The 26757-nt window shown below is 47.3% G+C and carries 20 protein-coding genes, 1 pseudogene and 1 riboswitch; of the genes and pseudogenes, 16 read left to right on the plus strand and 5 right to left on the minus strand.

Features of this window, described 5'->3' with window-relative positions; all coding sequences use genetic code 11:
- The first annotated feature begins 323 nt into the window (after positions 1 to 323).
- Both EBB54_RS24210 and yicI read left to right on the plus strand, forming a co-directional pair.
- Complete coding sequence (locus EBB54_RS24210; RefSeq protein WP_125129315.1) at positions 324 to 2351, plus strand: methyl-accepting chemotaxis protein; 2028 nt, start codon at positions 324 to 326, stop codon at positions 2349 to 2351.
- Positions 2352 to 2605: 254 nt separating this feature from the next.
- Positions 2606 to 4861: an alpha-xylosidase gene (yicI, locus tag EBB54_RS24215; protein WP_125129316.1), complete on the plus strand. Its 2256-nt coding sequence runs from the start codon at positions 2606 to 2608 to the stop codon at positions 4859 to 4861.
- Positions 4862 to 4954: 93 nt separating this feature from the next.
- On the opposite strand, the gene EBB54_RS24220 is transcribed toward yicI, so the two are convergent.
- The 4 genes from EBB54_RS24220 to EBB54_RS24230 form a co-directional block, all read right to left on the minus strand.
- Positions 4955 to 5332, minus strand: coding sequence for a DUF4869 domain-containing protein (locus EBB54_RS24220; RefSeq protein ID WP_330554600.1), 378 nt, complete (start codon positions 5330 to 5332; stop codon positions 4955 to 4957).
- A 237-nt stretch (positions 5333 to 5569) separates the two neighbouring features.
- Complete coding sequence (locus tag EBB54_RS24225) at positions 5570 to 6352, minus strand: inositol monophosphatase family protein (protein ID WP_243127797.1); 783 nt, start codon at positions 6350 to 6352, stop codon at positions 5570 to 5572.
- 256 nt (positions 6353 to 6608) lie between these two features.
- Complete coding sequence (locus EBB54_RS31680; RefSeq protein WP_004073571.1) at positions 6609 to 6740, minus strand: hypothetical protein; 132 nt, start codon at positions 6738 to 6740, stop codon at positions 6609 to 6611.
- A gap of 201 nt (positions 6741 to 6941) precedes the next feature.
- Entirely contained in the window at positions 6942 to 7184 is a 243-nt protein-coding gene (locus tag EBB54_RS24230; protein ID WP_207710673.1) for a hypothetical protein, read from the minus strand.
- 268 nt (positions 7185 to 7452) lie between these two features.
- On the opposite strand from EBB54_RS24230, the gene EBB54_RS24235 reads away from it, so the two are divergent.
- From EBB54_RS24235 to EBB54_RS30440, 5 genes are all read left to right on the plus strand, one after another.
- On the plus strand, positions 7453 to 7635 hold the full coding sequence (locus tag EBB54_RS24235; RefSeq protein ID WP_243127798.1) for a hypothetical protein: 183 nt from the start codon (positions 7453 to 7455) through the stop codon (positions 7633 to 7635).
- 215 nt (positions 7636 to 7850) lie between these two features.
- Positions 7851 to 8807, plus strand: a complete 957-nt coding sequence (locus tag EBB54_RS24240; protein ID WP_016297015.1) for a helix-turn-helix domain-containing protein — start codon at positions 7851 to 7853, stop codon at positions 8805 to 8807.
- The gene (locus EBB54_RS24245; protein ID WP_125129317.1) at positions 8791 to 10392 is read left to right on the plus strand and encodes an ABC transporter ATP-binding protein; all 1602 of its coding nucleotides are present in this window, start codon (positions 8791 to 8793) and stop codon (positions 10390 to 10392) included. Before EBB54_RS24240 ends, EBB54_RS24245 begins: the two co-directional genes overlap by 17 nt.
- Positions 10364 to 11980: an ATP-binding cassette domain-containing protein gene (locus EBB54_RS24250; protein ID WP_243127799.1), complete on the plus strand. Its 1617-nt coding sequence runs from the start codon at positions 10364 to 10366 to the stop codon at positions 11978 to 11980. The genes EBB54_RS24245 and EBB54_RS24250 overlap by 29 nt, the downstream gene beginning before the upstream one ends.
- A 428-nt stretch (positions 11981 to 12408) precedes the next feature.
- Complete coding sequence (locus EBB54_RS30440) at positions 12409 to 12588, plus strand: CopG family transcriptional regulator (RefSeq protein WP_330554601.1); 180 nt, start codon at positions 12409 to 12411, stop codon at positions 12586 to 12588.
- Between the two features lie 73 nt (positions 12589 to 12661).
- Here the strand turns inward: EBB54_RS30440 and EBB54_RS24265 are convergent, their stop codons facing one another.
- Positions 12662 to 13183 (minus strand): DJ-1/PfpI family protein, encoded by a 522-nt coding sequence (locus tag EBB54_RS24265; RefSeq protein WP_125129319.1) that lies wholly within the window; start codon positions 13181 to 13183, stop codon positions 12662 to 12664.
- Between the two features lie 1141 nt (positions 13184 to 14324).
- On the opposite strand from EBB54_RS24265, the gene EBB54_RS30270 reads away from it, so the two are divergent.
- From EBB54_RS30270 to EBB54_RS24305, 9 genes and pseudogenes are all read left to right on the plus strand, one after another.
- Positions 14325 to 14483 carry a hypothetical protein gene (locus EBB54_RS30270; RefSeq protein ID WP_154677811.1) on the plus strand — a complete coding sequence of 53 codons (159 nt, stop codon included), beginning with the start codon at positions 14325 to 14327 and terminating at the stop codon, positions 14481 to 14483.
- Positions 14484 to 14650: 167 nt separating this feature from the next.
- A riboswitch (cyclic di-GMP riboswitch) is annotated at positions 14651 to 14737 on the plus strand.
- A 41-nt stretch (positions 14738 to 14778) separates the two neighbouring features.
- Positions 14779 to 18510, plus strand: a complete 3732-nt coding sequence (locus EBB54_RS24270) for an InlB B-repeat-containing protein (protein WP_125129320.1) — start codon at positions 14779 to 14781, stop codon at positions 18508 to 18510.
- A gap of 27 nt (positions 18511 to 18537) precedes the next feature.
- Entirely contained in the window at positions 18538 to 18786 is a 249-nt protein-coding gene (locus EBB54_RS24275; RefSeq protein ID WP_193554387.1) for a hypothetical protein, read from the plus strand.
- A gap of 257 nt (positions 18787 to 19043) precedes the next feature.
- Positions 19044 to 19985 (plus strand): TMEM198/TM7SF3 family protein, encoded by a 942-nt coding sequence (locus tag EBB54_RS24280; protein ID WP_148099402.1) that lies wholly within the window; start codon positions 19044 to 19046, stop codon positions 19983 to 19985.
- 116 nt (positions 19986 to 20101) lie between these two features.
- Positions 20102 to 20416: a DUF6442 family protein gene (locus EBB54_RS24285; RefSeq protein WP_125129322.1), complete on the plus strand. Its 315-nt coding sequence runs from the start codon at positions 20102 to 20104 to the stop codon at positions 20414 to 20416.
- Positions 20417 to 20737: 321 nt separating this feature from the next.
- A complete protein-coding gene (locus EBB54_RS24290) occupies positions 20738 to 21448 on the plus strand; it encodes a DUF3879 family protein (RefSeq protein WP_004076226.1) in 711 nt (236 codons plus the stop codon).
- A gap of 565 nt (positions 21449 to 22013) precedes the next feature.
- Positions 22014 to 22745: pseudogene (gene rhuM / locus EBB54_RS24295) on the plus strand (RhuM family protein); the annotation flags it as partial.
- A gap of 151 nt (positions 22746 to 22896) precedes the next feature.
- Positions 22897 to 24735, plus strand: coding sequence for a hypothetical protein (locus EBB54_RS24300; protein WP_125129323.1), 1839 nt, complete (start codon positions 22897 to 22899; stop codon positions 24733 to 24735).
- Between the two features lie 244 nt (positions 24736 to 24979).
- Positions 24980 to 26671, plus strand: coding sequence for an AAA family ATPase (locus EBB54_RS24305; protein WP_125129324.1), 1692 nt, complete (start codon positions 24980 to 24982; stop codon positions 26669 to 26671).
- Positions 26672 to 26757 lie beyond the last annotated feature (86 nt).

A 26757-nucleotide genomic window follows, 5' to 3' on the forward strand; every position in this document is an offset into this window, starting at 1 on the left:
ACCCAAGGGCACCCCATTATGGCCATCCGGCTGTTTCACAAGGTATAATTTTATGACAAAAATATTAAGATCGGTCTTGTAATATTTCAGATTCTGTATATAATCAGAATAGAGATATTTTTATTTTAAAGATTCGTCTCCTTTAAGATAAAAACCCTCCGGGGGATCGCACTGCGGCGGAAAGGAATGATGCCGTTTATGCGGCCCGCCGCAGGCGGAAAATCCTGCTGTGCAGGATTATTATCATCCTGCCGACGGCTGCGGAGAGGGAAAAAATGAGTCTGTGGCAGGATGATATAAACTGTGTTGTGAGGGGGATCATCATGAAAATGCTTATCAATCAAAAGCTTGCTACACGAATCAGTATTATTACTACAGCAATTACCCTGGCGGGGATGTTGCTGCTATGGCTTATAGTATCTACCAACGCAGCGTCTATGGTCAAGAACGATATCACGAACCAGATGACAGACGCCGTAGAATCCAGGGCGGCCATTATCAATGACTATGTGACCTCTGCGGAGGAATATATGACTGCCTTTGCTCTGGGCAGTGAGGTTCGTGATCTTCTGGAAGATCCGGAGGATCCGGAGCTGCTGAAAAAGGCTCAGAAGTATACGGAAGAATTTGCCGCGGTCAAGGGCATTTTTGAAGGGCTGTATATTGCCACACCGGATACTTACGTCCTGACTCATACCTCAGAGGGCGCCATCGGGATTACGACACGGAAAGGCGATTCGCTGAAAACCTTCCGTGATACCATCCTGGCAAAGGAGGAGCTGACCAATCTGGGGATTATGGAATCCCCGGGAACCGGGAGCATGATCCTGTCCATGTACTATCCCATCTTTAACGGGCAGGAGTGCATCGGCTATGTGGGAGCCGGAGTATATGCCAGCCATCTGATGGATGCGCTGCTGAATCTGAATATTATGGGTTTGCCAGACAGTGAATATGTATTCCTGAACGTGGAGACCGGAGTGTACCTTTATCATGCGGACGAAGAACTGCTGAATACCAAGACGGAAGACGCCGGCTATCAGGAGATCATCAGCCGGATTCAGAAGGACGGCAGCACCGAGGCCGGTACATATTCCTATAAAGACGAAAACGGCGTGAAGCAGCTTGCCGTTTACAAATATCTGAAAGACAGGGGCTGGGTATTTATGGTTCGTGACAGCGAATCGGATGTCTACGGCTCCGTAGGACAGGTGCGCGCAGTCGTGGGTCTGCTGTGTGCCATCGTGGCTATAACCGTTATTTTCGTTACAGTATTGATTCTGCGCCAGGTGGGGCGGGAGCTTATGGCTATGGAAAATGCCATCGGACACCTGGGCAATCTGGATCTCTCGGCGGACCGGGAGCTGGAATCATTTTACGGAAGGACGGATGAGATCGGCATGATCGCGCAGACGATCCACCATGTCTGCGGCTGCCTGCGCAAGACCATTGAGGACGTGGGACGGATACTTAGGGAGATGGCGGACGGCAATCTTGCGGTAGACGTGGTTAAAAATGAAGATTATTATATCGGTGATTTCACAGTATTGGCGGACAGCTTAAAGACCATCCGCGCAGATCTGACCAATGTAATGCGCAACATTTCCCAGATCGCGGGCCAGGTTGATTCCAGCGCGGATCAGGTGTCTACGGGTGCGCAGACACTTTCCCAGGGGACGCTGGAGCAGTCCGTCTCCATCGAAGGGCTTGTGTCAAATGTAACCACCATTACGTCCCAGATTCAGAACAGCGCCGTGCGCTGCGGTGATGCCAGCGAGCTGGTGGATAAGGCGACGGGCTTCGCGGACGAGGCGGACGCGAAGATGCAGCAATTGACGGAGGCGACCAGGAACATTGACAGGTCATCCACCCAGATCGGCACGATCATAAAGACCATCGAGGACATTGCATTTCAGACGAATATCCTGTCCCTGAACGCATCCATTGAAGCCGCCCACGCGGGAGACGCGGGGAAGGGCTTTGCCGTAGTAGCGGATGAGGTTCGGGATCTTGCGGCGAAGTCTTCGGAGGCAGCGAAGAATACAGGCAGCCTGATCGGCCGTTCCATTGAGGATGTGAAAAACGGAACAGAGTCTACAAATGATGCCGTGTCCGCAATGAAAGTCATTCACGACTGTATTCAGTCGATCAAAGCGCTGATGGACGAGATCGCCGCTGCCAGCGTGCAGCAGTCCGAGATGATTGCTTCTGTGGAAAAGGGAATCCGGGAGATTTCCGGGGTGGTGCAGACCAATTCCGCAGCCGCGGAGAAGAGCGCCGCGGTATCCGAAGAATTGTCCACTCAGGCAAAGACGCTGAACAGCCTGCTGGGGCAGTTCCGAATCGAGTAAAATACTTCCAACCGCATGGCTGCTGATGGGGCTGTCGGGAAATAGCTGAGTTTTCACAATATATTGTGTATAAATTCTATTTCCCGGCAGCCCCTTTGTAATATCATCGTATACAGAAAAGCAGTTGGCGGCAAGTTTTCTGTATACCATCGTATGCAGAAAAGCTGCCAGTGGCAGGTTTTTTGTATTGTACAGTTGAAATATTTCAGGAAGTTACTATGTTAAAGTCACTTCAGAAAGGAGATTTTTGATTTATGAAATTTACATCAGGTTATTGGCTGATCCGCAGGGAGATTACTCCTCTGTACGCCGTGGAATATGCGGATCACCGCACGGAAGGAAATGTATTGACGGTCTATGCGCCCGGAAAGCAGATTGAAGGCCGGGGGGATACACTCAATATCGGGATGCTGACAATCTGTCTGAGCAGTCCCATGGAGGATGTGATCAAGGTTTCCATCCGTCATTTTGAAGGGGCGGCTTACCGGGGGCCTTTTGCGGAGGTACGGCAGACAGATCCGCAGGTGCAGATCGAAGAAACGGATACACAGATCATTTACCGGAGCGGGCGCACCAGTGCGGTGATTGACAAGCGGCCCGGTTCCTGGGGAATCCGTTTTCTGGACGGGGAACGGGAACTGACAGAGACCAGCTACCGCAATATGGCATATATGCAGAACAGCGACACGGGCAGAAATTATATGGTGGAGCAGCTTGCGCTGGATGTGGATGAGTCCATTTACGGCCTGGGCGAGCGGTTCACCCCATTTGTCAAAAACGGACAGGTGGTGGATATGTGGAATGAGGACGGCGGGACGGCCAGCGAGATCGCTTACAAAAATATCCCCTTCTACATTTCCAATAAGGGTTACGGCGTACTGGTGGACAACGAAGGGGATGTTTCTTTTGAGATTGCCAGCGAAAAGGTGGAGCGGCTGCAGTTTTCCGCGGAAGGGGAGCGGTTGGATTATTATGTGATCAACGGCTCCGACCCGAAACAGACGGTGAGCAGGTACACGGAGCTGACCGGAAAGCCCGCGCTTCCTCCGGCCTGGTCTTTCGGGCTTTGGCTGACCACATCATTTACGACAAATTATGATGAGGAGACGACCTCCGGTTTTATCCAGGGAATGGCGGACCGGGATATCCCGCTGCATGTATTTCACTTTGACTGCTACTGGATGGAAGCATACGAGTGGTGCAATTTTACCTGGGATGCGAAAACATTTCCGGAGCCGAAGGAAATGCTGAAGCGGTATCATGACAGAGGGCTTAAGATCTGCGTCTGGATCAATCCGTACATCGGCCAGAAATCCCCGCTCTTCCGGGAAGGCATGGAGCATGGATATCTGCTGAAAAAATCCAACGGCGATGTGTGGCAGAGCGACCTGTGGCAGGCGGGAATGGGGATCGTGGACTTTACCAACCCGGCGGCCGCCGCCTGGTATCAGGAAAAGCTGAAAACCCTGCTGGATATGGGCGTGGACTGTTTTAAGACAGATTTTGGCGAACGGATTCCGGTAAAGGATATCGTTTATTATGACGGTTCAGACCCGGTGAAGATGCATAATTATTATCCGTTCCTTTATAATAAAGCGGTCTTTGAACTGCTGGAGCAGGAACGGGGCGTAGGAGAGGCGGTTCTGTTTGCCCGCTCCGCGGCGGTGGGCGGACAGCAGTTTCCGGCACACTGGGGCGGCGACTGTACCGCGTCCTATCCGTCCATGGCGGAAACGCTGCGGGCAGGTTTGTCCCTGTCCTGCGCGGGATTTGCTTTCTGGAGCCATGATATGGGCGGATTTGAAAATACGGCTTCCGCGGATGTGTATAAACGCTGGTGCCAGTTCGGGATGCTCAGCTCCCACAGCCGTCTCCACGGTTCCGGCTCTTACCGCGTGCCGTGGCTGTTTGACGAGGAAGCCTGCGATGTGCTCCGAAAATTTGTGAAAGTAAAATGTGCCCTGATGCCCTACCTTTACCGCCAGGCAGTGAGGGCCCACCAGGAAGGCATCCCCATGATGCGGCCCATGTTTCTGGAATTTCCCGGGGACCGAACCTGCGAAACTCTGGATCGGCAGTATATGCTGGGGGATTCCCTGCTGGTGGCGCCGGTATTCAAGGAATCCGGCGAGGTGGAATATTATCTGCCGGAGGGAACATGGTACAACCTTCTGACCGAAGCCCAGGCGGAGGGCGGCAGATGGCATAAGGAGCGGTTCGATTATTTTTCCCTTCCGCTGATGCTGCGCCCGGGAACGATCCTCCCGGTGGGAGCCCATACGGAACGCCCGGATTATGCCTTTTACGAGGGCGTGAAGCTGTTGGTGTATCTGCCCGAGGATCGAGGGAAAGCGCAGACAGAAGTCACCGATCAGAGCGGAAATGTGGTGATGCGCGTGTATGCTGAACGGGAAGGCAGTACGGTGAAGGTCCGGGTGGACAGTGAATACCGGGATTATCAGATTCAGGTGCTTGGGAAGGAAGCGCTGCGTGTGACGGAGATGGAGTAGAAGAGGATAAGCAGGGTGAATTTATGAAAAAAGACTGGCCGCTCTGGAGGGATATCCGGGGCGGACAGTCTTTTTGGATTTCATATTTTCCGTTCATGGATATTCAGCCTCCAGCAGATCCTGCATGATTACTTCACGGACAAACTCGGTCTGGTTTCTGACGACTTTTCCAGTGTTCACAATGTCAACCTCAAAAGGATCATTGCCCAAGTGCATCAGATATCCCAAACGGACAGTGATATCCTTCATCGCGCCCAGTTTTAAAAGCCATGGAGCACAATTTTCACCGCAGGCAGATGCGTTAAAAATATGCTCCGGGTCATTTCCGATCAAAATCAATGTCTTTACGCCGTCGGACAGACGGCTCGGCGGAATTGCCCCGAGTACAGGACTTTGAACCAGGTTTGGGCCGACCAGCTCCGAACGGTCAATATTTCGAACTATTTCTTGCTGAGAGGATCTGTCAGCCATTCGTCTTCATATGCATTATCAAAATAGGTGTTCGGGTCAAAGATATAATTTTTTCCTTTGTAATCACCCAAAATTATATGCAGCATTGTCGCTTCCTCCGATATCTATTCCCTGCTGCTTCATCGAACGGATGCCTTGCAGGAAGGCACAAGGCACCGTGAACAGCACCGGGAATCTGCAACAACTATAGCAGATTTGCCGGATGATTTCAAGGGTATTGGAATAGGAGCAGTGGGTTTAAAGCAGCCCCAGCAATTCCCCATGTATCTTTCCATTTGTGGAGACGATGCTTCCGCCCTTTTTCGTGCTTGGCAGATTGCCTTCAAAATTACTGACCCTTCCGCCGGCCTCACAGACAAGGAGAAGACCTGCCGCATAATCCCACGGATTCAGATAAGGCTCAAAGAAGCCGCCCTGCCGTCCGCAGGCTGTGTATGCCAGCTCCAGCGCGGCGGAGCCGATCCTGCGGATATCCTGGCACTGGTCGAACACGCGGCGGAACCTGGCAAAGTTGGCATCGGCCAGCTCCCTCCGATAAGCATATGTCCCGAAAGCAATGATGGTCTCGGAAAGGGTTTCTGACTCCGATACATGGATGGGCTGTCCGTTGAGAAAGCTGCCCTTTCCCTTTTCAGCCGAAAATAATTCTTCGTGATAGGGATCGTAGATGATGCCCATTACGATCTCATCCCGACAGCAGAGCCCCAGGGAAATCGCGCTGTGCCTGTAGTCATGGATCAGATTGGTGGTTCCATCCACCGGATCCAGAATCCAGCAGCGGTCGCCGCTTATTTCCTGCAGCCCGGTCTCCTCCCCGAGAAACTGGATATCCGGGGCAAGGGAATACAGTTCCTTCTTCAGATAATCCTGTACCGCAACGTCTACCTGGGTCACATAGTCTGACCGGCCCTTTTCCTTTACGTGGCCGGCCATTTCACGGTTTTCAATCAGATCCTTCGCGGATCTTACCAGGTCGATGACCTGTCTTATGTCCAATGCGGAATGCTTTTGCTCGCTCATGTTCTGTCTCCTTTCAGCTTTTCATTTTGGGTTGCTCCGAATGACAGCCCAAAATCCCGGGGGGCTGTGCATCCTGTTATCGTGCGGATGATCTGCAGCAGGCTTGTGAGTGATTCAAAAGAGCGTAAAAGCAGTTGTGTAGAATAGCTGCTTTTACGCCCTTTGAGTTTTCAGGATAAATTCTATAGTTCAGTTCCTTTCAAAGGAAACCCATACAATGCCTGCAGATATTCAAACGAAAGCACATACAAGGATTTTATTTTGCCTTATCCTTTTCTACCGGAAATTCGATACCTAAAATTTCCATAAGATTTCTATATGCTTCAAGTTCTGCAGTTCCTCTCTGTGCTTCTTTAATTAAAAATCTCTGCATTTCTTCTTTCGTCATCCTGATCTATCTCCTTTCTTACCCTGTCCTCCTATAATCAGACATTTCTTCGGACAGTTTCTTATAAAGCAAATAACTGTATTGTTAAATATATAGTACAATAAACCGGCGCGGGACGTCAATACTATCTTTTTGCCAAACTGCGAGGAGACTGATGCTGTGCGGCAAGTGCCCGGCACCGTATGAACAGCATCTACCCTGTTACGACTCCGGAGCCCTTTTATGATATTTCCAGAAATCAATCGTTTCCTGGAGATCCGCTTCATCCTCGAAGAGATCCAGCTCCTTTGCCGTCTCAACCGCAAAATCCACATATGCATTTGCCCGCGCGGTGATGACATGGCGGTCATTTACCACATCCAAGTCCTCCGAACGGATGGATTTCCGCCCGTCCAGGGAACAGAAGGCCATCTCACAATCGGTCAGGCTCATAAAATAATTCAAGATTGTTTATAGTAATTCAGGAATTATGGATATATTGTATACTATAAAAAGAGAAGATATGAGGGCGTTTGAAATAATATTATAAAGGGAGATAAGGCTAGAACAGTATAGTTCTTTATACATTCGGAGTAGCGGATACGGAACATGGCGATAACAGATACGATAAACGAGTTGTAAATGAGGCGATAAAAAACTGCGGTACAGTAGAAAGAAAAGGCTGCTGTACCGCAGAGTGTTTTATATACTTTTTTAGGATTGGATGTGGAACATGAAAGATAAGACTTCTATTTGTATTTTGGGAGGAACCATTCAGAGGGTAAAGGAAATGGTAGGAATGGGAATCCTGTGTGCTTTTATCATCCTGTTGTGTATGCTGTTTGCCGTTGTTGGCATTGTATGGCTTTTGGCAGATTGTACGGTCAGGGAATTGGAGAAGGTTGGATGCCTATGAGGAGAAAGCTGAGGAATCCGGATTTGATCCGGACGGTGGCTGGTGGAGGTTATCGGTTTGTGGGATGAATAAGAGCCGGTAGCATAGTATCTGGAAACAGATGGGGCTATTGACTATACAGATTTTAAGATAGCAATCACGAAATAAGACCTTATTTTTCATCCTTTTCTGGAGTATAATATTGCAAAAGTTTTCAAACAGGAGATTTTAAGGTAATGGATATAGAACGAACGGTGCTTTGCGAGAATCTGAAAAAATTTCGTCTTGCAAAAAATTTTACGCAGGAACAAGTAGCTGATATTTTAAATGTTAATACGCAGACTGTTTCAAGATGGGAATGCGGGACAACTTTACCGGATGTTTTATCACTTCCGGTTTTAGCGGGGATTTATGGGGTAACGATTGATGATTTTTATAAAAAGAACCCGGAAGCCTATGATAATTATGCGCAACGTCTGGCGGCTGTCTATGAAAAGACAAGAAACCCCGATGATTTTATGAACTGCCTTTATGAGTATAAAAAGCTCATAAAGGAAGGAACACTTTCTATAGAAGATAAGTGGAATTATGCGGCCATTCATCAGTGGATGCTTGAATACTGCCAAAATGAAGCAATGAAGTGGTATGACAACATTCTGAATGGAGGCCCTGATTTGGATGAACATTCCTTTTACAGAGCCTGTGCCTGCCGGATATCTTTACTTTCTACACTGGGGAAAGGGGAAGAAGCAATTCTTCAGCAGAAAGCACGGGCAGACGCAGATCCTGAAAATCCCCAGGAGATGGATTTGCTGCTTGATGCATATATTTGTGCGGGAAAAATTCAGGAAGCGTATGACTGCTTTTTGCGGGCAATCGAAAAATTCCCTGATGCCTGGACACTGTATATTAATGGCGGAGAGGTTTGCGAGAAACTTAAAAAATATGAGGAAGCGATCTGGTGCTATGACAAGGCGGGGGAAATAGGAACCTTTTTCTTCGATGAATTATATAGTAAGGCAATGCTGTATGAGAAAACAGGAGATTATGGAAAAGCGTGTGAACTGTATGGGGAAATTGCGGAAAAACTCCGTCGGAAAGGGTTCGATGTTGAAGCTGACATGGCACAGAGAAGCGCAGAAAAAGATGGATTCATGGCTAAAGAGAAAGAAGATCATGAATCAGAAGAATAAAAGTATTTTTTGGATGGATTCAAAGCGGGTATGTTATGAAAGTATTGTGATAAAGACCGTGTCCATACCTGTGGCTTTTCTTCATGCACAGATGCTGGCGATGGTAGTCAGCCAGGCAACTTCTGGAAACGTAGAGGGGGTTGTCCGGTATGCATTTATCCTGATCATTTTGGTGGTGTTATATGCCCTTTTCCAATTGGCAGCAAATATTGATCTGCGGAAAAAAGCGGCGCATGCGGTGCATTGCTCCAAAATTCATTTTCTGGAAAGCTTTCTGGAAAATACGCCCGATCAGTTGTTCAGAACAGATTATGGAGAGTTAATCGAAAACATTACCAGAGATATGGATCAGGTGACTGGAAGATATATTGAATTGTATCCAGGCATTGTTTCCGGAACGATGGAGGCAGTTGGATACTTTTTATTCTTGTTCATCCAAAGCCCCGCCGTAGCTGCAACTTTGGCTGTTATTTCGTTGACCCAGCTGCTTCCTCCGATGATCGTAAAGAAGTATATGCAGATCAGCTATGAGAAATGCGAGGAAATAGAAGCTGAGATCACGAATCATGTGGTTGAGGCAGTAGAAGGTTTTGAGACGATAAAACTGTACGATTTAAAAGCATGGTGGCAGCAGAAACTGTCCGATTATCATAGAAAATATGTGTTGATTGGGAGAAAAGCGGATGCTGCTGCGGCGGCACAGAGATCCATGTATCGGTTGATGGATCATATTTTGCAGTTTGGAACTTATGCGCTGATTGGATTTTACGTGATAGCAGGTTACTGTTCGACTGATCTTGCAGTTCAGGCAGTCTATCTCTCCAAAGGTTTTTTCCGTTCAGTCCAGGGTATATTTGCTGCCCTTCCCCAAATGGCGGTATCAGAGAATGCAGAAAAACGGATCAGAAAATGGATCTGTCAGGATGAGAAGCAGAAGAGCCCGGTGAGCCATTACAAAATAAAGGGAATACGGATGGAGCGTGTATCCTGTCGTTGTGGGGACAAAGAGATATTGAACAGAATCTGCTACCAGTTTGAGCCTGACAAAAATTATCTGTTAATAGGAAACAATGGCGCAGGAAAGACCACTTTGCTAAACCTTTTGGCCGGGCTTATCCTTCCGGATGACGGTGAAATCTGTATGAAAGGAAAAACAGCTTTTTCGGAGACAAATCCGGATATTCTGTTTTATATTCTGCAGCATGATCCCCGGTACCACTATGATGCGGATACTTTGTTTCAGATGTTTGGAAAAGAGAAACAGGAAAAGATCGTCCGGATTGCTGAAAGGTTTGGCCTGACAGAAGAGATCAGGAGCTGCAAAGCGATTTGTGACCTTTCTGGAGGAGAAAGAAAAAAAGTATTTCTGTCAATCGGCTTTGCCATGGAGCCGGTCTGGCTGCTGCTGGATGAACCATCCAATAACCTTGACAAAAAAGGCAGGGAGACACTTTTTGAATTGATCAGAGAGAGAAAAGGAACGGTTCTGGTCAGTCATGATCCTTTATTTCGTGATGCGGCGGACCGTATGATTAGAATTGAGAATGGACAGATCTATGATGAGGAGAAAGAATTACAGGATTAAGAGAACAGTCATGCAGGAAGTCATCCGGGAATGCGCATATGCAGTGAGGATCCCCCTGCTGATGAATGTACTTACGGCAATCCTGACGGGAACTCTGGGGGTGATTACTGCGGATACGCTGGGAAAATTCGCAGATTCCGCTTTTGATTTAAACTTTTCCATGGGGATAAAACATGCGGCAGCTCTGCTCCTGTGTCTGTTTTTCGTAGTATTTGCCGTACCGTTTACGGGAATGCTTTCAGATTTCGTGATGTTTAAAGAATCACTGCGTCACGATCAGGTTATTTTTGGGCATTATCTGAATAAAGAAATCCAGAAAGGAGTGTCATTAGGCAGCGGCAATCTGCAGTATGAACTGGAAGATGCGCCGAACCTTCTGCGTATTCAGTGGGTAAGGCTTTTGGGGAAAGCTGTTTCTCTGCCTTTTTGCCTGGGATATTTCCTGTATTATGTCGGAAAAATCAGTTGGGGTATGGCAGGATTACTGTTTGCCATAGCGGCAGCAAAACTTACCGTACTTTTTTTCTTTAAAGAAAAGCTGGCTGAATATGACAGACAGGAAAAAACTTATCAGGCAAAGCGTAGAGATTATGAGGCGGATATTGTAAGCCTGCCGTACATCATAAAAATGTGGGAGATCTGGCAGGGAACCAGAAGCCGCGTAGAGGAGCTGTTTTGGGAATATTATCATAAAAGCGCGGTTCATCAGATTGCCTGTAAGGTGTCTTCGGAGCAGGCACAGGAACTGACGAACCAGGTCACCATGGTACTGCTTCTTTTGGCAGGGGCCGTAATGGTGGCTGGGGGAAGCGTGACTCCAGGTGAATTTGCCTCTTTGTTTATCTATCTTACGGTTGCTCAGGGGTTTTTAAATGATCTTGGAGAAATCATTCAGAATTATCCGTTACTGAAGAATGCGGCAGAACGGGTATGCGGGTTTTATCAGGATGAAGAAATAACAGGAGGAGAACCAGTGAAGCATTTCCTGGGTATTTCGGGAGAGAAGATCAGTTTTTCTTATCCTGGGAAAAAAGTTTTTGAAAATTTGGATTTTCAAATCATGGCAGGAGAAAAGATCCGCATCTGCGGGGAGAATGGCAGGGGAAAATCTACCTGGATGAAAATTCTTTGCACTTCATTGGAAAGCTATGAGGGCAGGGTCGAGATATCAGGCCATGATTTTTGCGTCATTAATAAAACGGATTGGAGAAAGCTGATTGCCTGTGCGCCGCAGACGCCATTTTTGTTCCACGAAACAGTGCGGGAAAATATCCTTATGGGCAATAACAAGGCGGGGGAAGAAGATGCGGATTGTCTGATGCGGGAGTTTGGAATTTGGCATCTTGCCGACCGGAGAATGGAAGAAGATACCAGCTTTTCCGGTGGTGAAAAGCAGAAGATATCGTTGATCCGCGCATTGCTGAAAGATTCGGAAGTTCTGCTCCTGGATGAACCTACAAACCATTTGGATCAGGAGAGCATCCGTGTTTTGAAGAAATATCTGCGGGAAACAAAGAAAACAGTAATTTTGATCACGCATGATACGATTTTGTTTGATGTGGCAAGTCGGTGTATCCAGATAGGATGAAAAAAATAAGGAACTGGCTTTACAACGGGTAGAGCAAGCGTTACGAAGCATAGTAAGAAATAAAATAATCACACAGGAAGAAACCGACAGGATAGAGTTAGGCAATTAAGACGGTTTGGTAAAGAGGCGGGAAATTTTTTCTTCGCACTCAGGATAAAAGAGCCGTTGGATGGAACAAAAAGATGAGCCATGAAACACCAGGGGCTGTTTCATATGTTGCTCTTTGGAAACTGGTGTACCGCCTGCCGCGGAGCAAGGCGTTCCAAGGGGCGCGAATTGTATCGTATACAAGGTTGCGGGAGGGAATACAACGATTCTTTCATGTAAAGATCATTATGACGATAAATAATGCTGATTGAATGGCGGGGAGAAATCTCCGCTTATCTTTTTAAAAAAAGGTATTGACTTTTTGGAACGCAAAAAGTGAGGTGAGAAGAGTGTCGCCACGCACAGGAAGACCGAAAAGCGAAAATCCCAAAAATATTGATGTGAAAGTTCGATTTGATGAAGAAAGCAATAAAAAACTGTTGGAGTATTGTGAGTATCATCATATAACACGAACAGAAGCAATAAGAAAGGCGGTTGATTTGCTTTTACAACAAAAGTAAGGATTGCTCCCCTACCACGGTTCGCAACCCTTACTGGTCACCAATACAGAAAAGTATTGATAAATCTGCCCTGTTACGATTCCGGAGCCCTTTTATGATATTTCCAGAAATCAATTGTCTCCCGGAGATCCGCTTCATCCTCGAAGAGATCCAGCTCCTTTGCCGTCTCAACCGCAAAATCCACATATGCATTTGCACGCGCGGTGATGACATGGCGGTCATTTACCACATCCAAGTCCTCCGAACGGATGGATTTCCGTCCGTCCAGGACCCCGGCATGTTCCAGCAGATCGACCCCCGCGCAGATCCCGCCGATCAGGACATGCCTGCGTTTCAATTCCTGCAGACAGGTGTGCACCTGGTCAGTATCAATATGGGAAATATCTCCGCCGGGGACAATGAAGCAGCGAACCTGTTCCGGATCTACGTCTTTGAGAGCCATGTCCACATTCACGGAATACCCTTCCATCGCCCGGATGGGCTGCCCGTCCAGGGAACAGAAGGCCATCTCACAATCGGTCAGGCTCATAAAATAATTCAAGATTACAATTTCAAAAAAACAGCTTGTATCATACAATAGAAAGATGTGTTTCATTGGGGGCACCTCCTGATTATTTGACTGTTGATTTATATTTTTGGTTTCGGCTATTGGGTTTATCTGGCTATGTCATCTGTAGCTGCTTCTTTTTTTGTGTTACTAACTTGGTCAGTGACTAAGCCGGTAACTTGGTCAGTGACTAAGTCAATTTGAGAAGGTCTTACTTTTCCAACAGAAACAGCAGTTAACGGAATCATGGTTTTAAACACATTTCCTTGTCTCAGTATACCATTATTTTATAAAGCTGAAAAGAAGCATTTTTATACACTCCGCATAACCTGTAACCAATTTGCGAAGCAAATTGATTGCCTTCTGAATGCAACCACTTACACAGCAAGTGATTGCTTGCCCGCCATCTGCGAAGCAGATTTTAAATGCGGGCAATACCCGTATCATTTTTTCATACGATACTTTACACTACCTATTCAAAAATTCCCAAAATTTCAAAAAAATGTCGCAGAGTGTTCTACTCTGCGACAGGGCCCCAACCTTCTTATTTGAGTAAATATTAACACAGATTTCGCTGGTTTTCAATACCAATCTATGCATTCCGCTTGATTCCTGATATTCAAAATGCAGAAAATAATCCGTTTTTTTGCGAAAATCCACTCTTACGCAGTCAGCCCGGCAGTCAGAGACACATACCGGAGCATAAACATTCGCATTTCGGCCTGCTTCGCGGCAAATGAGCCGTGTGCCGGGAACGTGTGTGGGCGTGGGAAACCTCTTTTTTAAACAGTCAGATTTTAGTAATCAAGTCCGGCAAACATCCGACAGGCTTGCATTTTTTTCTGGGTTATCGTTGAGTAGAACACTTTATGTCAGTCAACCTTCTTTCGGAAATTCGATTTTTACGCAATTTAACAGCAGTTTTCGTTACTGTATTGGCTGGATGCCGTGCAGCGAGTGTACGACACCGTAAGAACAGTAACCATTTTTCACCTCATTCATTCGTAAAATCCGTGCTTCGCACTTTTGTGCCTGCTAACGCAGTCACATTTTACTCATTAATGAGGTAGGTTGCTAATCCGAAGCCGCACTTTCATTGCAATAAATTGCATAAAAATGTGACTTCGGATTGCAACCGTACAGGTGGAATAAATTCCGGTTTATCCGGGCCAGGGAGGTCGGTGAAGCAGTGCGGAACAGACAATGGAATGACAACAATACAATAGAACCCAGACTCAGCCTGGAAAAAGCAGAAGAAATCTTAAGAAATGTATACCAGGCGGTCGGTATATCCCAGCCTGAGAACTGTGCGGAGATACTCCGCCGGGGGGCAGAAAAGAACGTGTAAAACACAGTTCCGGCAGTTTTTACGCGGTTTTGAGAGGAGGTGTTATGATGCATCCGGAAATTCAGGCGGAGCCGTGTCCGCCGTACAGCAAAGCCCTGCAGTCTTTTCCATCGGGTCCGCAGGGCAGAAGCGTATGCGGGAAGGCACGCAGACAGTACGATGGGCAAACAATGATTTAGCAAACTATCGGAAACGATGGGACGCAAAGCAAGGGGGCTAAGGCGCCGAAGTGCTAAGCCAGCCCAGCCGCCGGATACTTTGCATCCGAATTAACCGCAAAGAAAGGAATGGTTATATGAAAAAGAGTAAGATCAAGGGCAGAAGGGCTATGGCCCTGGTACTCGCCCTGATGCTGTGTCTCAATCCTCTGATCGCATATGCCGAAGAGGGGATGGACGGCATAACGGAAGAAATATTGATACAGGAACAGTCGGAAGCAGCTGAGCCGGCTGCCGAACCTGTGCAGGAACAGCCGGAAGTATCCGAAGCAGCAGCCGGGTTTGCGCAGGAACAGCCGGAAGTATCCGAACCGGCCGCTGAACCTGTTCAGGAAACATCGACGATACCTCAGCCGGAAGAATCCGGGCTGACGGAGATTCAGGCGGAAGCGTCCTCAGAGGACGTACAGGAATTTACGGAGGACACCGCAGACCAGGAAATGATACCGGAGCAGGTGAATAATACGTTCGCCGTCAGCTTCCAGGTCAATGGAACCGGAAGCGGAACAATCCTGGTTGACGGCCAGCCCGTCAATGCAGCTTCCTTTGTAAAATATGTGCAGGAAGGCAGCAGCTTTTCCTTCAGCGCAGTTGCCGATGAAGGCAGCCAGGTTGCCGGAGTCAGTGCAGGCAGCACAGGCGGGAATGGATACAGTATCCCTTATGTTGCCGCTGATACCATGATTTCGGTTACGTTTCAGGCTGTTGAGATTGTAACGGCCGATCCGGCGGAACCGGAAGATACAACGAATGAGGCGGACGACCCGAATGCAGAGAATGCCGAAAATGGGGCAGACGATGCAGACCAGGAAGCGCCCGTGAAGGAAAACGCAGACCAAGAATCATCGCCGAACGGCGCCGCGGACCAGGAAACACCCGTGAAAGACGCCGCGGATCAGGAATCACCAGCAAACAGCGCCGCGGATCAGGAGCCGCCGGCGAAGGGCGAGCCTGCAGGCGATCCGGTCTCCAAAGCCCCGACGAAAGCCGAGCTTGAAGAAAAGACCGTGAAAGACTCTGCACTCAAGGCTCCCGCAGCCGCGAAAGAAGCGGACAGCAAGCCGGCCGCAAAGAATGAGAAAAGCGCAAAGACAAAAAAATCTGTAAAAGCAGCCGCTGATAAAGCGCCGTCTGCAGTACAGAAATTTTTGGATGCGGTTCGAAAGCTGGAAGATTTTGGTGAGATCACCGAAAAAAACATGGAAGAATTTATGGCATTAGGCCAGAAGGCAATGGATGCCTATGAAGCAGTACAGGATGCAGACCTTGAGGACTATGAAGGCGTAGAAGCTGCGCTGATGGTTCTTATGGGAATGATCGACGATATCACCGGCGGCGCAGATTTGACAGCGGCAAAATGGCATACCATTACGCTTGTCCCGGCAAGCACAAATAGCTATAGTTCAAAAATAACCAGCGCTAAAGTCAGAATCGGCCAGAGAGTAAATGGTTATGAAGTTACTTCTGTTTCCGGTACGACCATTAAGGTTAAAGCATGGGGCGATTTATATGGTGACTTCTTTCTTCCAAAGGCAGCGGATCTTTGGAACGGAGCCGTGAAGTCGGATTATGTTATTTGGGCTGGAGTTGGAAGTTCAAATAAAACAGAGGGTGCTTCGGCAATGCTGCCTCAAAGTAATGCGTCAGCCTACTACTATTTTAATACCCCCGGGAGCGTAAATACGGATGGATATTTTTGGAAATTTACGCTAAAGTATGATGCAAATGGAGGAACAGGTGCTCCTGAAGATCAAACGTATGGAACAGATAGTAAATATACAAAAAGCCACACGTTTACTATTCCAACGGATGTACCTACTCGTGAAGGCTATACTTTCAAAGGATGGGCTGATAAGCGATCGGCAACTGTACCAGATTATGCTCCTGAAGACTTTTGTTTGGTAAAACAAACCGTATCTGGTTATAATGGTGGATCAGTTACAAAAACACTCTATGCCGTATGGGAAAAGAATACCAGGAAAAAGGTAACTTTAACCTATATAGATAGAGGAGAACAATGCGGTGAGGTAGAAAAATATGATTATGGCGAGGATGCCGAGATAAAGAAGTGTGATCATGAGAATCCCGGCTATACATTTAAAGGCTGGGATGAAGATTCATCAGCAGATGTCGACATGGTAGCACCAGGAGACACGCTAACGATGAGAGAAGACACGATCCTCTACGCAGTATGGGAAAAAGATGAATCCGTAAGTCCCGATCCGGTTGAAACCAGCTATCAAGTGAAGTGGCTTGATACCGATGATAAAGAACTTGCAGATCCGGAAAGCCGAAACGGCTATGTAGGAGAGCCGGCAGAAGTGACTTCGGAGGATGAAGAGAAATATATTCCGGGCTATACATTTGATAAAGAATACTACCGCAACGTTTTATCTCTGGATTCTTTAGACGAAGACCCATCCAAAAATGTGCTGAAGCTCTATTATACAAGGGATGCTGAACCGGAAAAACCTGCTTCTTTGGAGATCATCGGAAACTACACTTATACGCTGAATAACGGGAACAAGCCTGAGACAACGGAGAAGACAGATGTCTCCCTGCAGGGCAGTTACGAAATCAGCGGCGGGAAGCCGATCACGATTGATGCGGCCTCATTTACAGACTACACGATCAACGATACGATTGGCGGCAAAACATATGATATTACAGAAAAGGCAGTAATAGAACCCGTAGGCGGAGAAGGAAAAGATGCGCCGGAGTATACATTTACTGGCGGCAAACTGACTTTCACGCCGGAGAAAGGCGTATCCTATAAAGTAACGCTGTATTTCGAACTGGAAGAGAAGGTGGAAGAGAAACCGGAAAGCCGAAAGATCACTATCCTGTATGTTGATGAAAACGGCGATACAATCCATACGAAAGCGGTCATTGAAGAAAAAGAAGACGGTACGCCCTATATAGACGGAGACAGCTACGATGTAACTGACGTGGTCAGGGATGATGATACCTTTGATTATAATGGAACCCATTATATCCGAAAATCCGAACCAAAAGATATAGAAGGAATAAAGGGCGAAATAGATGGAGATATCGTAGTGATCGTACCCTATATTCTGCCTGATCCCGATCCAACCCCGGATCCCGATCCTGATCCGACCCCCGATCCTGATCCGACCCCGAACCCCGATCCGACGCCCGATCCCGATCCAACTCCGGACCCTGATCCGACGCCTGATCCCGATCCAACTCCGGATCCTGATCCGACGCCTGATCCCGATCCAACTCCGGACCCTGATCCGACGCCCGATCCCGATCCAACTCCGGATCCCGATCCGACGCCCGATCCCGATCCAACTCCGGATCCCGATCTGACGCCCGATCCTGTACCGACCCCGGAACGGACTCCGTCTGAGACACGGACCCCGGCACCGGATGATCCGGCGCCGACACCGGAGACTATGCTGGTGCCGCCGATTCTCGTTCCGCCGACAATTCCGGACACGCCGACAACACCAATGGCGCCGGTTCCGCCGACGACACCTGCAGCTCTGCCTGTACCGACGCCGACGCTGGTGCAGACACCGCAGGTACCGTTGGCAGATACGCCGGCAGTTACGGATACACCTGTGGTAAACCTGGCAGACAATGACGTACCGTTAGCGCACGGAGACCAGGGGCACAAGTGCTGTATCCTGCATTTCCTGATCCTCCAGATTGCTCTTCTTGTAGAACTGATCTACACCAAGAGTATGAAGAACCGTCAGAAAAAAATCTTCAGGATCAGAACCAAGATTGCCGACTATGACATAGAACAGGCACGGCAGAACGAACAGGAAAAAGCGGCATAATAACCCGGTGAAGGAAGGAGAAAAAATATGTTAGATTCATTGTTTTCATACAGATTTCTGGATTATATATTTACACATAGCTTCTTTGGGTTGTGCGCATGGGATTTACCGGCGCTGATTGTGCTGGCTGCGATGATCACCGTATTTGCGGTTCATCGCCACAATATGAAAAAGAGGGAAAAGGATTTTGAAAAGGAACTGGCAGACAGATTGGAAAATGAACCTGTAAGCGCCGCGGATGCCGACAAGGCGCCAGGTCTTCGGGTCGTCCAATAAGACTGTCGTCCGGCAGGGTGCACGGCCCCGTGTAAACGGTAACGGGCAAAGCACGACAGCACCCGGACGGATACGGAAAGCCCGCTTCCGGCAGTCTTTCTGTTACTGTCACTCCCTGAGCGGGGCTCACAGTAACGTCTTTCTGCATATATGATTCAAACACGGACCGGGATGTAAAAACTGCATCCCGGTTTTACATGCTGTAATATACAGAAAACCCGCCGGCACGGTTTTTCTGTATGTGCAAAAAGAAAGGAATGAGAAAAGTGAACATACATTTACTTCTAAGCCAAATAGTTTCAAAGGGCTTCGGCCCGGTTGGAGCGCATGGAATTGCGGTGCACGCCCAGTCTGTTGATCCGGGCGCCATGGAGCCGGATGCATTTTTGAGGTATCTCCGGAACGCGGATTTTGCAGCAATGCTCCGGCAGATTCTGGAGTCCTGCGGGCTGACAGGGGCCGCCGCGCTTACGCTGCCTGCCATAATCCTGCTGGGAATCCTCTGGTGCTTTTTTGGACTAAAGCTGATCCGCATATGGTCGGCCATGACAGGTCTGGCGGTGGGACTGGCAATCGGGCTCTGGGACGCGGAGATCTTCGGCCTGGAAACTTCGACAGGCTGGGTACTCGGTATCATCCTGGGCGGACTTCTGGCGCTCATTGCCGTCAGGCTTTACCTGGCAGGTGTATTTCTGGCCGCATGGTGCGCAGGCAGTATACTTGCTGCCGCCTTCCTGCATCCGGCTGACTGGATCAAAGCCCTGATCTGCGTAGGGATTGGACTGCTCATTGCCCTGGTCGCGCTGCGTTTTGCAGAAATAACCACGATCCTGCTGACAGCGGCGCTGGGAGGGGCCTGCGCTGTATCCGGTATCGCTGCCCTTATGCCCTCTGCCGGCCGGACAGCCCGGATCGCAATGACGGTTTTGCTTGCCGCCGCCGGAATCGCCGTACAAATTGTGATGGAATATAAGAAACGTAAAAAGATGGCGTGTGATCAGATCGGTAAGCCCCAGGGAGGGGAAGGCGGTGTGGCAGGAGAAGCAGAGCCATCCTTGGCACCGGAAATTGTGTCGGATGAAGCAGGGGCAACTGCCGCACCGAAAGCTGTGTCGGATGAAGCAGGTTCGGCCGCCGCAATGGACGCTGTTTCCGCCGAACCGGAAGCCGTACAAACCGAACCAGAACAATTTTCATAAGCTGTATTCAGCGAATCTGTCAGTTCATTTGTATTTGTAAAAAGTATTGACAAGAAAACTTGGCTATGATATGATGATATGCAAATAAAACTTGGCGAAAAGGAGACAGAATATCAATGAATAAAGAAGAAATTTTATCGAAGAGCAAAAAAGAAAATATCTATGGGGATGAATACGAAAGAATTGTACGCACAAGAAGAGACGCCTTTTCCGTATGGGGATTTCTTATTTTAGGAATTGCAATCATGACGATCAAATTGTTTCGGACTCAATCGCCGGCAGATATAATCTGCATGATGTTCTGCACGTCCGGCCTTGGTTTTGCTTACGAAGGCATACATTTGAAAAAGAAATGGCAGATCATTGCCGGCAGCGTGCTGCTGCTGTGCGCGGCTTACTTTTTTTACAAGTTCTGCATGGGAGTATTTTGACTGAATAATAGACGGATACGAATATACTGATTCATAAAGAAGGATTATATTTTCTGAGGGAAATCTGATCCTGATCCATGCGCCGCAGTTTCACAAAAAAGTAATGATTTGGTGCTGCGGGGGTTTTCCAAACCGAAAAATCTGCCGATAAATTTTATATGGAAAAAATAGAGAGGCGCAGCCTTGACAGACAGCTTTGCCGGCTGTTTTTGCGCATGTGTGTGAAGTGGCTGTGAAATAGTAACAATAGATGGCTGCCGTTTATGAGCAGGCAGCCGAGTTCATGTAAATACAGATGTTTGGCAGAAGGAGGATTCGGTGATGTTAGAAAGCTTGAACTATAATATGTTTTTTCAGCAGATGTTGGGCTCGTCCGCGAACAGCGCGGGAATCGGAGGGAACATGGTTCCCATGTCAGACCTGTCAAGTCCGGCTGTGCAGTCACAGTTAAAGGCGGCAGGGATTGATACAGGAAGCAAGCAGTATCAAACGGTTGTAAAAAGCATGATGGATGCCGGCTCCGGCGGCGGATATGTCAGCATCAGTGCATTGAAAAACAGGATGCGCCGTTATGATAAGGACGGCGATTATATCAGCCCATTCTCAGGTATGGCCGGTCTGGTTGTAACAGACAAAAACCGTGCGGAAAAGAACCGGATTATTTCCATACCGGAGAGCAGCCGGGAGGAAATGTTCGAACTGACCAAGAGAGAATTTCTAAGGGAAAACGGTGTCGGCAATGGCGACACTACAAAGCGTACAGATGTATATTTGAATCTTTACCGAAAAATGCCCAAGAAAGACAGACTGGCAGCCGGGAATACATTGGATCAATATGAACGTGCCTACACACAGGCGTTTGTCGATGCAGTGAAAGCCGCTGATCCCAAATGGGAACCGGGAAAACAGATCCCCTTCGGGGCGCTGGACGGCATCACGAGAGAATCTGTTGAAAGCACGCTTGTGAAGTCAGGAAATTCTCTCGTGAGAAAGAGTTCTGCATCTGGAAGCGCATTGGACCTACACGCATAAAATAGGAAAAGTACAAAAATAGCGGTCAGCCAATGAAGTGATAGTTGTGAAATAATAAGGAAACAAAAAAATTTCAGAAGAAATAAATAATGATTGTATATTTTCAAAAAATATAGTAAACTATACCCAAGGGCATCCCATTATGGCCATGCGGCCGTTTCACAAGGTATGCCAGAGCAGCAAATTCAATATTTTACTGACCCGATATTATGATTCGCCCGTCAAAAGGTTTTACTTCCTTTGCTGGCTGATTTTACGAACCTTCGTGCCATAATATATGTCAACAATGCAATTTATTGCAGCACGAACCTTCAAAAACCAACCTGAGCATCGGAAACAAGACCCTTGACGGGCGAATTTTATACGGTATAAAAAAGTGCTGCTTGACAATATTGCCAGGTGAGCCGAAGGAGCAGGTCACATACAAAATGATTAAAGAGTACATAGAAGCGAAATATGAACTGTTTTCTGAAGTCTTAAAAGAGAAAGTAAATGTAATTAAATCGTGATATGAAATTTTGAGAAAATATCAATTAATGGTTTGGAATGATAGGATGGTAAAAAAATGAATAGATCAGGAGACAGATTGCATACGGTAGAGAACGAAATCCTCATCTATCAAACTGAAGATGGGCAGACGAAAATAGATGTTCAATTTGAGGGGGAGACTGTTTGGCTTACACAGGCACAATTATGTGAGCTTTATCAAACCAGTAAATCTAATATCAGTGAGCATATTAAGCACATCTTTGAAGAAGGCGAGTTAGAGGAAAATGCAGTTGTTCGGAAATTCCGAACAACTGCTGCTGACGGAAAAAGCTATAATACAACGCATTATAATCTTGATATGATTATTTCTCTTGGATATAGAGTGAAATCCAAGATTGCCACAAATTTCCGGCGTTGGGCTACTGAACGATTAAAAGAGTACATGATAAAAGGCTTTACAATGGATGATGAGCGTCTGAAAAATCTGGGCGGTGGTAATTACTGGAAAGAGTTATTAGACCGTATCCGGGATATCCGTTCATCTGAAAAAGTTATGTACCGACAGGTACTGGATCTTTATGCAACAAGTGTTGACTATAATCCCAAGAGTAGTGAATCCATTGCGTTTTTTAAAATGGTACAAAATAAGTTACACTATGCAGCGCACGGACATACAGCAGCAGAAGTTATATATAAGCGTGCGGATGCCAGTCAGCCTTTTATGGGACTAAAAAGTTTTTCTGGTGATTTTCCTATATTGAAAGATATCAGTATTGCAAAAAATTATCTCAATGATGAGACAAATAAGAGATTTTTAAGATGTTGGTGAAAATATGAGTTTGGACAATGATGGGCATGTGGACCAGATGTTACCTGCTAAAAAAAGTACAGTATGTGAAAGGATCGGAAGTATGGGAACAAAGAAAAAGATAGTTTACACGTTTCTGGCGGTTTGCTTTATGTGGATAGTTCAGCCGGAGACAGCAGCGGCGGCTGGGGAGATCAAGGTAAAAGGAATCGACATCCTTCAGGAGCAGGATCATACCGTGCAGTGCGGCAGCGGGACGGCCAAATATGAACCGGATACAAACACACTGACGCTGAATCAGGCAGTCATAGCTGATAATGGAAACGCACTTGCATTTGGGATTGAGATTGGGAAAGAGGGAGTGACGGTCGAACTGGTCGGACAAAATACCATTGACGCCCATATAGGAATCAGCAGCGAAAGTCCGTTACATATAAAAGGGACGAACGGCGGCAGCCTTGCCATTCATGCATACAAAAATCAGAGCCTGGGAACAAACGCCTGCTGTGGAATCAAGGTTCATGGAGGCGGGCTGACCGTTCAGGATGCGGACATCCAGATTCGAGTCAGCGATTTAACCGCGGCGGTCGGTGGTTTAAATACAGTGGTCAGCGGCTATGCGATAGATATTTGCGGGGGTGAAAACCAGATCAGCAATTCCAACATAGTGATTGATATGCCAAATAATTTTGACACTGATGAGAGATGTACAGGAATAAATGCAACCGATGCAGTTTCACTTACAATATCAGACAATTCCAGCGTGACCATGAACTCAGTGGATGCCGGGATCGGTATGTATGGCGGGAAACTGGTCATTTCCGGCAGCAGTCTGACGATTGCCAATGCAGATCAATATGGAGTCTCCTGTAAAAGTGTGGAAATTCTGAACGGATCGGATGTATCAGTGCTTGCAAACAGGTATTCGGCACTTCAGGCAAATGATAATATGACCATTTCCAATTCCACTGTCAATGCGGAATCAGAGAAGAACAACAGTATAATCTGTCAGAACCTTGCAGCCACAGATTCTGCGAAACTGACAGCCAAAGGCTACTGGCCGGCTCTTTATGTGAAGGACAGCGTAATCAAGGACTCTGCTGTGGAGGCGGAATCCAGTACAAGTGTAGGGATTTTCTGCGAAGGAGGAAACATAGAAATCGCAGGTTCAGAAGTGAAATCTACGTCGAAGAACAGCAATCAGGGCGGAATGCTTATCGAGGGAAATCTGACTATGACGGATTCAAATATCATTTCTCCCGGCAGCGCCGGCGTGAACGGTATCCGCGCCACGGGAGATATCTCAGTGACCGGAGGCAGTATAGAGATCGGGGAGGGAAAAATTTCCTCGGGAAATCAAATGCTCATCGGCGGCACCATCACATCCAACGGCGTACCGTCCTACGATAATGTAGAGAGCGGCCAGTCAGGCGGACAGGTTACTTTTTTAGGTGCGGATTACAGCGCGGTGGACGAAGCCATCGCCAAGGCAGAAGCATTGAACAAAGCGGATTATACCAATTTTGATGCGGTAGAAGCGGCGGTAAATGCAGTTGTCAGAGGAAAGGATATCAGGGAGCAGGCCATCGTGGACGGATATGCCGCAGAGATCCAGGCTGCAATCGCGGCTCTGAAGCCTGTGGAAAAGCCGGAAGAGCCCGGGGAGAAGCCGGAAGAACCTGGGGAAAAACCAGATGATCCTGCAGAGAAACCGGATGATCCTGTGGATAAGCCAGAGGAAAAACCAGAAAAACCCGGGGGAAAGCCTACGGGAAAACCGGATGGCTCGTCAAATGAAACCGGACAGAAACCATCCGTCAACCCATCGCAAGACCAGACGCAGAATCCGGCCCAGACCCCGACGCAGAACCAGGGAGATGGGGAGAAGTCCCCAAAGACAGGCGACAATATACCGCTGCTGGGGTGGCTGACGGTTCTTGCGGTGATCTCCGCTGCGGGAATTTCGGTGGGAAAGCTTTGGAAGCGGTGACGCGGCGAATGCTCCGGTAATATCATAATGCCTGATGAAAATAACGCGGATAGATCCGGATCGGTTTTATCTGCGTTATTTTTGCGTCTCCTCAGGTTGCGGATGCATTCTGCCGTATGCTATAATGAATTACGCTGAAGCGCAGGCAGGTCATCAGTTTTCTTAGGAAAACGAGTGACAACTTATCATTTTCATAACTACTCAGAACGGGACAGTATGAAAAAAGAGAAAGGGGCGAAACAGGATGGCAAGACCAATAGGTATTGGGAAGCAGGATTTTGAAAAAATCATTTTGGCCAAAAGCTTTTACGTAGATAAAACAATGTTTATCAAGGAATGGTGGGAGAATCAGGACGATGTTACATTGCTCACCCGGCCCCGGAGATTTGGCAAGACACTTACGATGAATATGGTGGAGAAGTTTTTCTCCGTGGAATATGCAGGAAGAGGAGACCTGTTTGGGGGGCTTTCCATATGGCAGGAGGAGAAGTACCGTAAGCTCCAGGGAACATATCCTGTGATCAGTCTGTCTTTTGCAAATATAAAACAAAGGGATTGTAAGTCTTCCATACAGAGAACCTGCCAGCTTCTGACAGATCTTTACCGTAAAAATTCGTTCCTTCTGAAAGGAGACTTATTGTCAGAGAAGGAAAAGGAAGAATACAGTAAGATTTCGATGGATATGCCGGAAATAGTTGCCGGGATGGCAGTTCATAAGATGTCAGAGTACCTGTTCCGTTACTATGGTAAGAAGGTGATCATTCTTTTGGATGAGTATGATACGCCGCTTCAGGAAGCCTATGTGCATGGATACTGGGAAGAACTGGTGGGCTTTACCAGAGATTTGTTCAGCGCCACATTTAAGACAAACCCTTATTTGGAAAGCGCGGTTATGACGGGGATAACCAGAGTCAGTAAGGAATCCATTTTCTCAGATTTAAATAATTTGGAAGTGGTGACGATTACTTCGGAAAAATACCAGGATTGTTTTGGTTTTACCCAGCAGGAGGTATCAGATGCATTAAAAGAATATGGGCTGGCGGATAAGGAAGAAGAGGTAAGAGCATGGTATGATGGATTTACTTTTGGAAATCAGACAGACATTTATAATCCATGGTCTATTATTAATTATTTGGATAAGAGGATATTTAACACATACTGGGCGAATACCAGCAGCAACGGACTGGTGGGAAAGCTGATCCGTGAAGGAAGTACGAACATGAAGATGGTCATGGAGGATCTCCTGAAAGGCGGAAGCCTTCATACGTATGTCGATGAGCAGATTGTATTCAACCGTCTGGACAGCAGAGAAAGCGCAGTATGGAGTCTGATGCTGGCAAGCGGATATCTGAAGATGGAGCGGTTTATACAAAATGAAAAGAGGGGGAAGCATGGATATGACCTTGTACTGACAAATCAGGAAGTCCGCATCATGTTCGAACAGATGATAGAAGAATGGTTTTCGGAAGCTACTCCGGCATACAATGATTTTATCCGGGCGCTGCTTAAGGGTGACATCAAGAGTATGAACGGATATATGAATAAAGTCGCTCTGGATACGATCAGCTATTTCGATACAGGAAAGAGGCCGTCAGAGACAGCGGAACCAGAAAAGTTTTATCACGGTTTCGTCCTTGGACTGATCGTAGATCTGGCAGATAGATACACGGTCACTTCGAACCGGGAAAGCGGTTTTGGACGCTATGATGTAGTACTGGAACCATGCCGCAGGGAAGACGATGCCATGATTCTGGAATTTAAAGTGCATGATCCCGAGGAGGAAGGGACGCTGGCAGATACGGTGAAGTCGGCATTGGTACAGATTGAAGAGATGCAATATGCGGCAGATTTAAAAGCCAGGGGGATTGCTCCGGAACGAATCAGGAAGTATGGATTTGCATTTGAGGGAAAAAAGATTTTGATAGAAAAAGGATGACTGCCGTTCATCCTTTTTTTGTTGACATAGATACACTACTGTGGTAGTATAAAAGAAAAACTACTACAGTAGTGTGAAAGGGGCTG

It is taken from the genome of Schaedlerella arabinosiphila, from assembly GCF_003885045.1.
In the GTDB taxonomy this organism is placed as follows: Bacteria; Bacillota; Clostridia; order Lachnospirales; family Lachnospiraceae; genus Schaedlerella; species Schaedlerella arabinosiphila.

Bases quoted from the DNA above. Each gene is read 5' to 3' on its own strand.
- EBB54_RS24275 (WP_193554387.1), top strand. From the start codon at position 18,538: ATGTTAGATTCATTGTTTTCATACAGATTTCTGGATTATATATTTACA.
- yicI (WP_125129316.1), top strand. From the start codon at position 2,606: ATGAAATTTACATCAGGTTATTGGCTGATCCGCAGGGAGATTACTCCT.
- EBB54_RS24245 (WP_125129317.1), top strand. From the start codon at position 8,791: ATGAATCAGAAGAATAAAAGTATTTTTTGGATGGATTCAAAGCGGGTA.
- EBB54_RS24280 (WP_148099402.1), top strand. From the start codon at position 19,044: ATGAGAAAAGTGAACATACATTTACTTCTAAGCCAAATAGTTTCAAAG.
- EBB54_RS24265 (WP_125129319.1), bottom strand. From the start codon at position 13,183: ATGAAACACATCTTTCTATTGTATGATACAAGCTGTTTTTTTGAAATT.
- EBB54_RS24220 (WP_330554600.1), bottom strand. From the start codon at position 5,332: ATGGCTGACAGATCCTCTCAGCAAGAAATAGTTCGAAATATTGACCGT.
- EBB54_RS24305 (WP_125129324.1), top strand. From the start codon at position 24,980: ATGGCAAGACCAATAGGTATTGGGAAGCAGGATTTTGAAAAAATCATT.
- EBB54_RS24250 (WP_243127799.1), top strand. From the start codon at position 10,364: ATGATGAGGAGAAAGAATTACAGGATTAAGAGAACAGTCATGCAGGAA.
- EBB54_RS24300 (WP_125129323.1), top strand. From the start codon at position 22,897: ATGTGGATAGTTCAGCCGGAGACAGCAGCGGCGGCTGGGGAGATCAAG.
- EBB54_RS24285 (WP_125129322.1), top strand. From the start codon at position 20,102: ATGAATAAAGAAGAAATTTTATCGAAGAGCAAAAAAGAAAATATCTAT.
- EBB54_RS31680 (WP_004073571.1), bottom strand. From the start codon at position 6,740: ATGACGAAAGAAGAAATGCAGAGATTTTTAATTAAAGAAGCACAGAGA.
- EBB54_RS24240 (WP_016297015.1), top strand. From the start codon at position 7,851: ATGGATATAGAACGAACGGTGCTTTGCGAGAATCTGAAAAAATTTCGT.
- EBB54_RS24270 (WP_125129320.1), top strand. From the start codon at position 14,779: ATGAAAAAGAGTAAGATCAAGGGCAGAAGGGCTATGGCCCTGGTACTC.
- EBB54_RS24225 (WP_243127797.1), bottom strand. From the start codon at position 6,352: ATGAGCGAGCAAAAGCATTCCGCATTGGACATAAGACAGGTCATCGAC.
- EBB54_RS24235 (WP_243127798.1), top strand. From the start codon at position 7,453: ATGAAAGATAAGACTTCTATTTGTATTTTGGGAGGAACCATTCAGAGG.
- EBB54_RS24210 (WP_125129315.1), top strand. From the start codon at position 324: ATGAAAATGCTTATCAATCAAAAGCTTGCTACACGAATCAGTATTATT.
- EBB54_RS24290 (WP_004076226.1), top strand. From the start codon at position 20,738: ATGTTAGAAAGCTTGAACTATAATATGTTTTTTCAGCAGATGTTGGGC.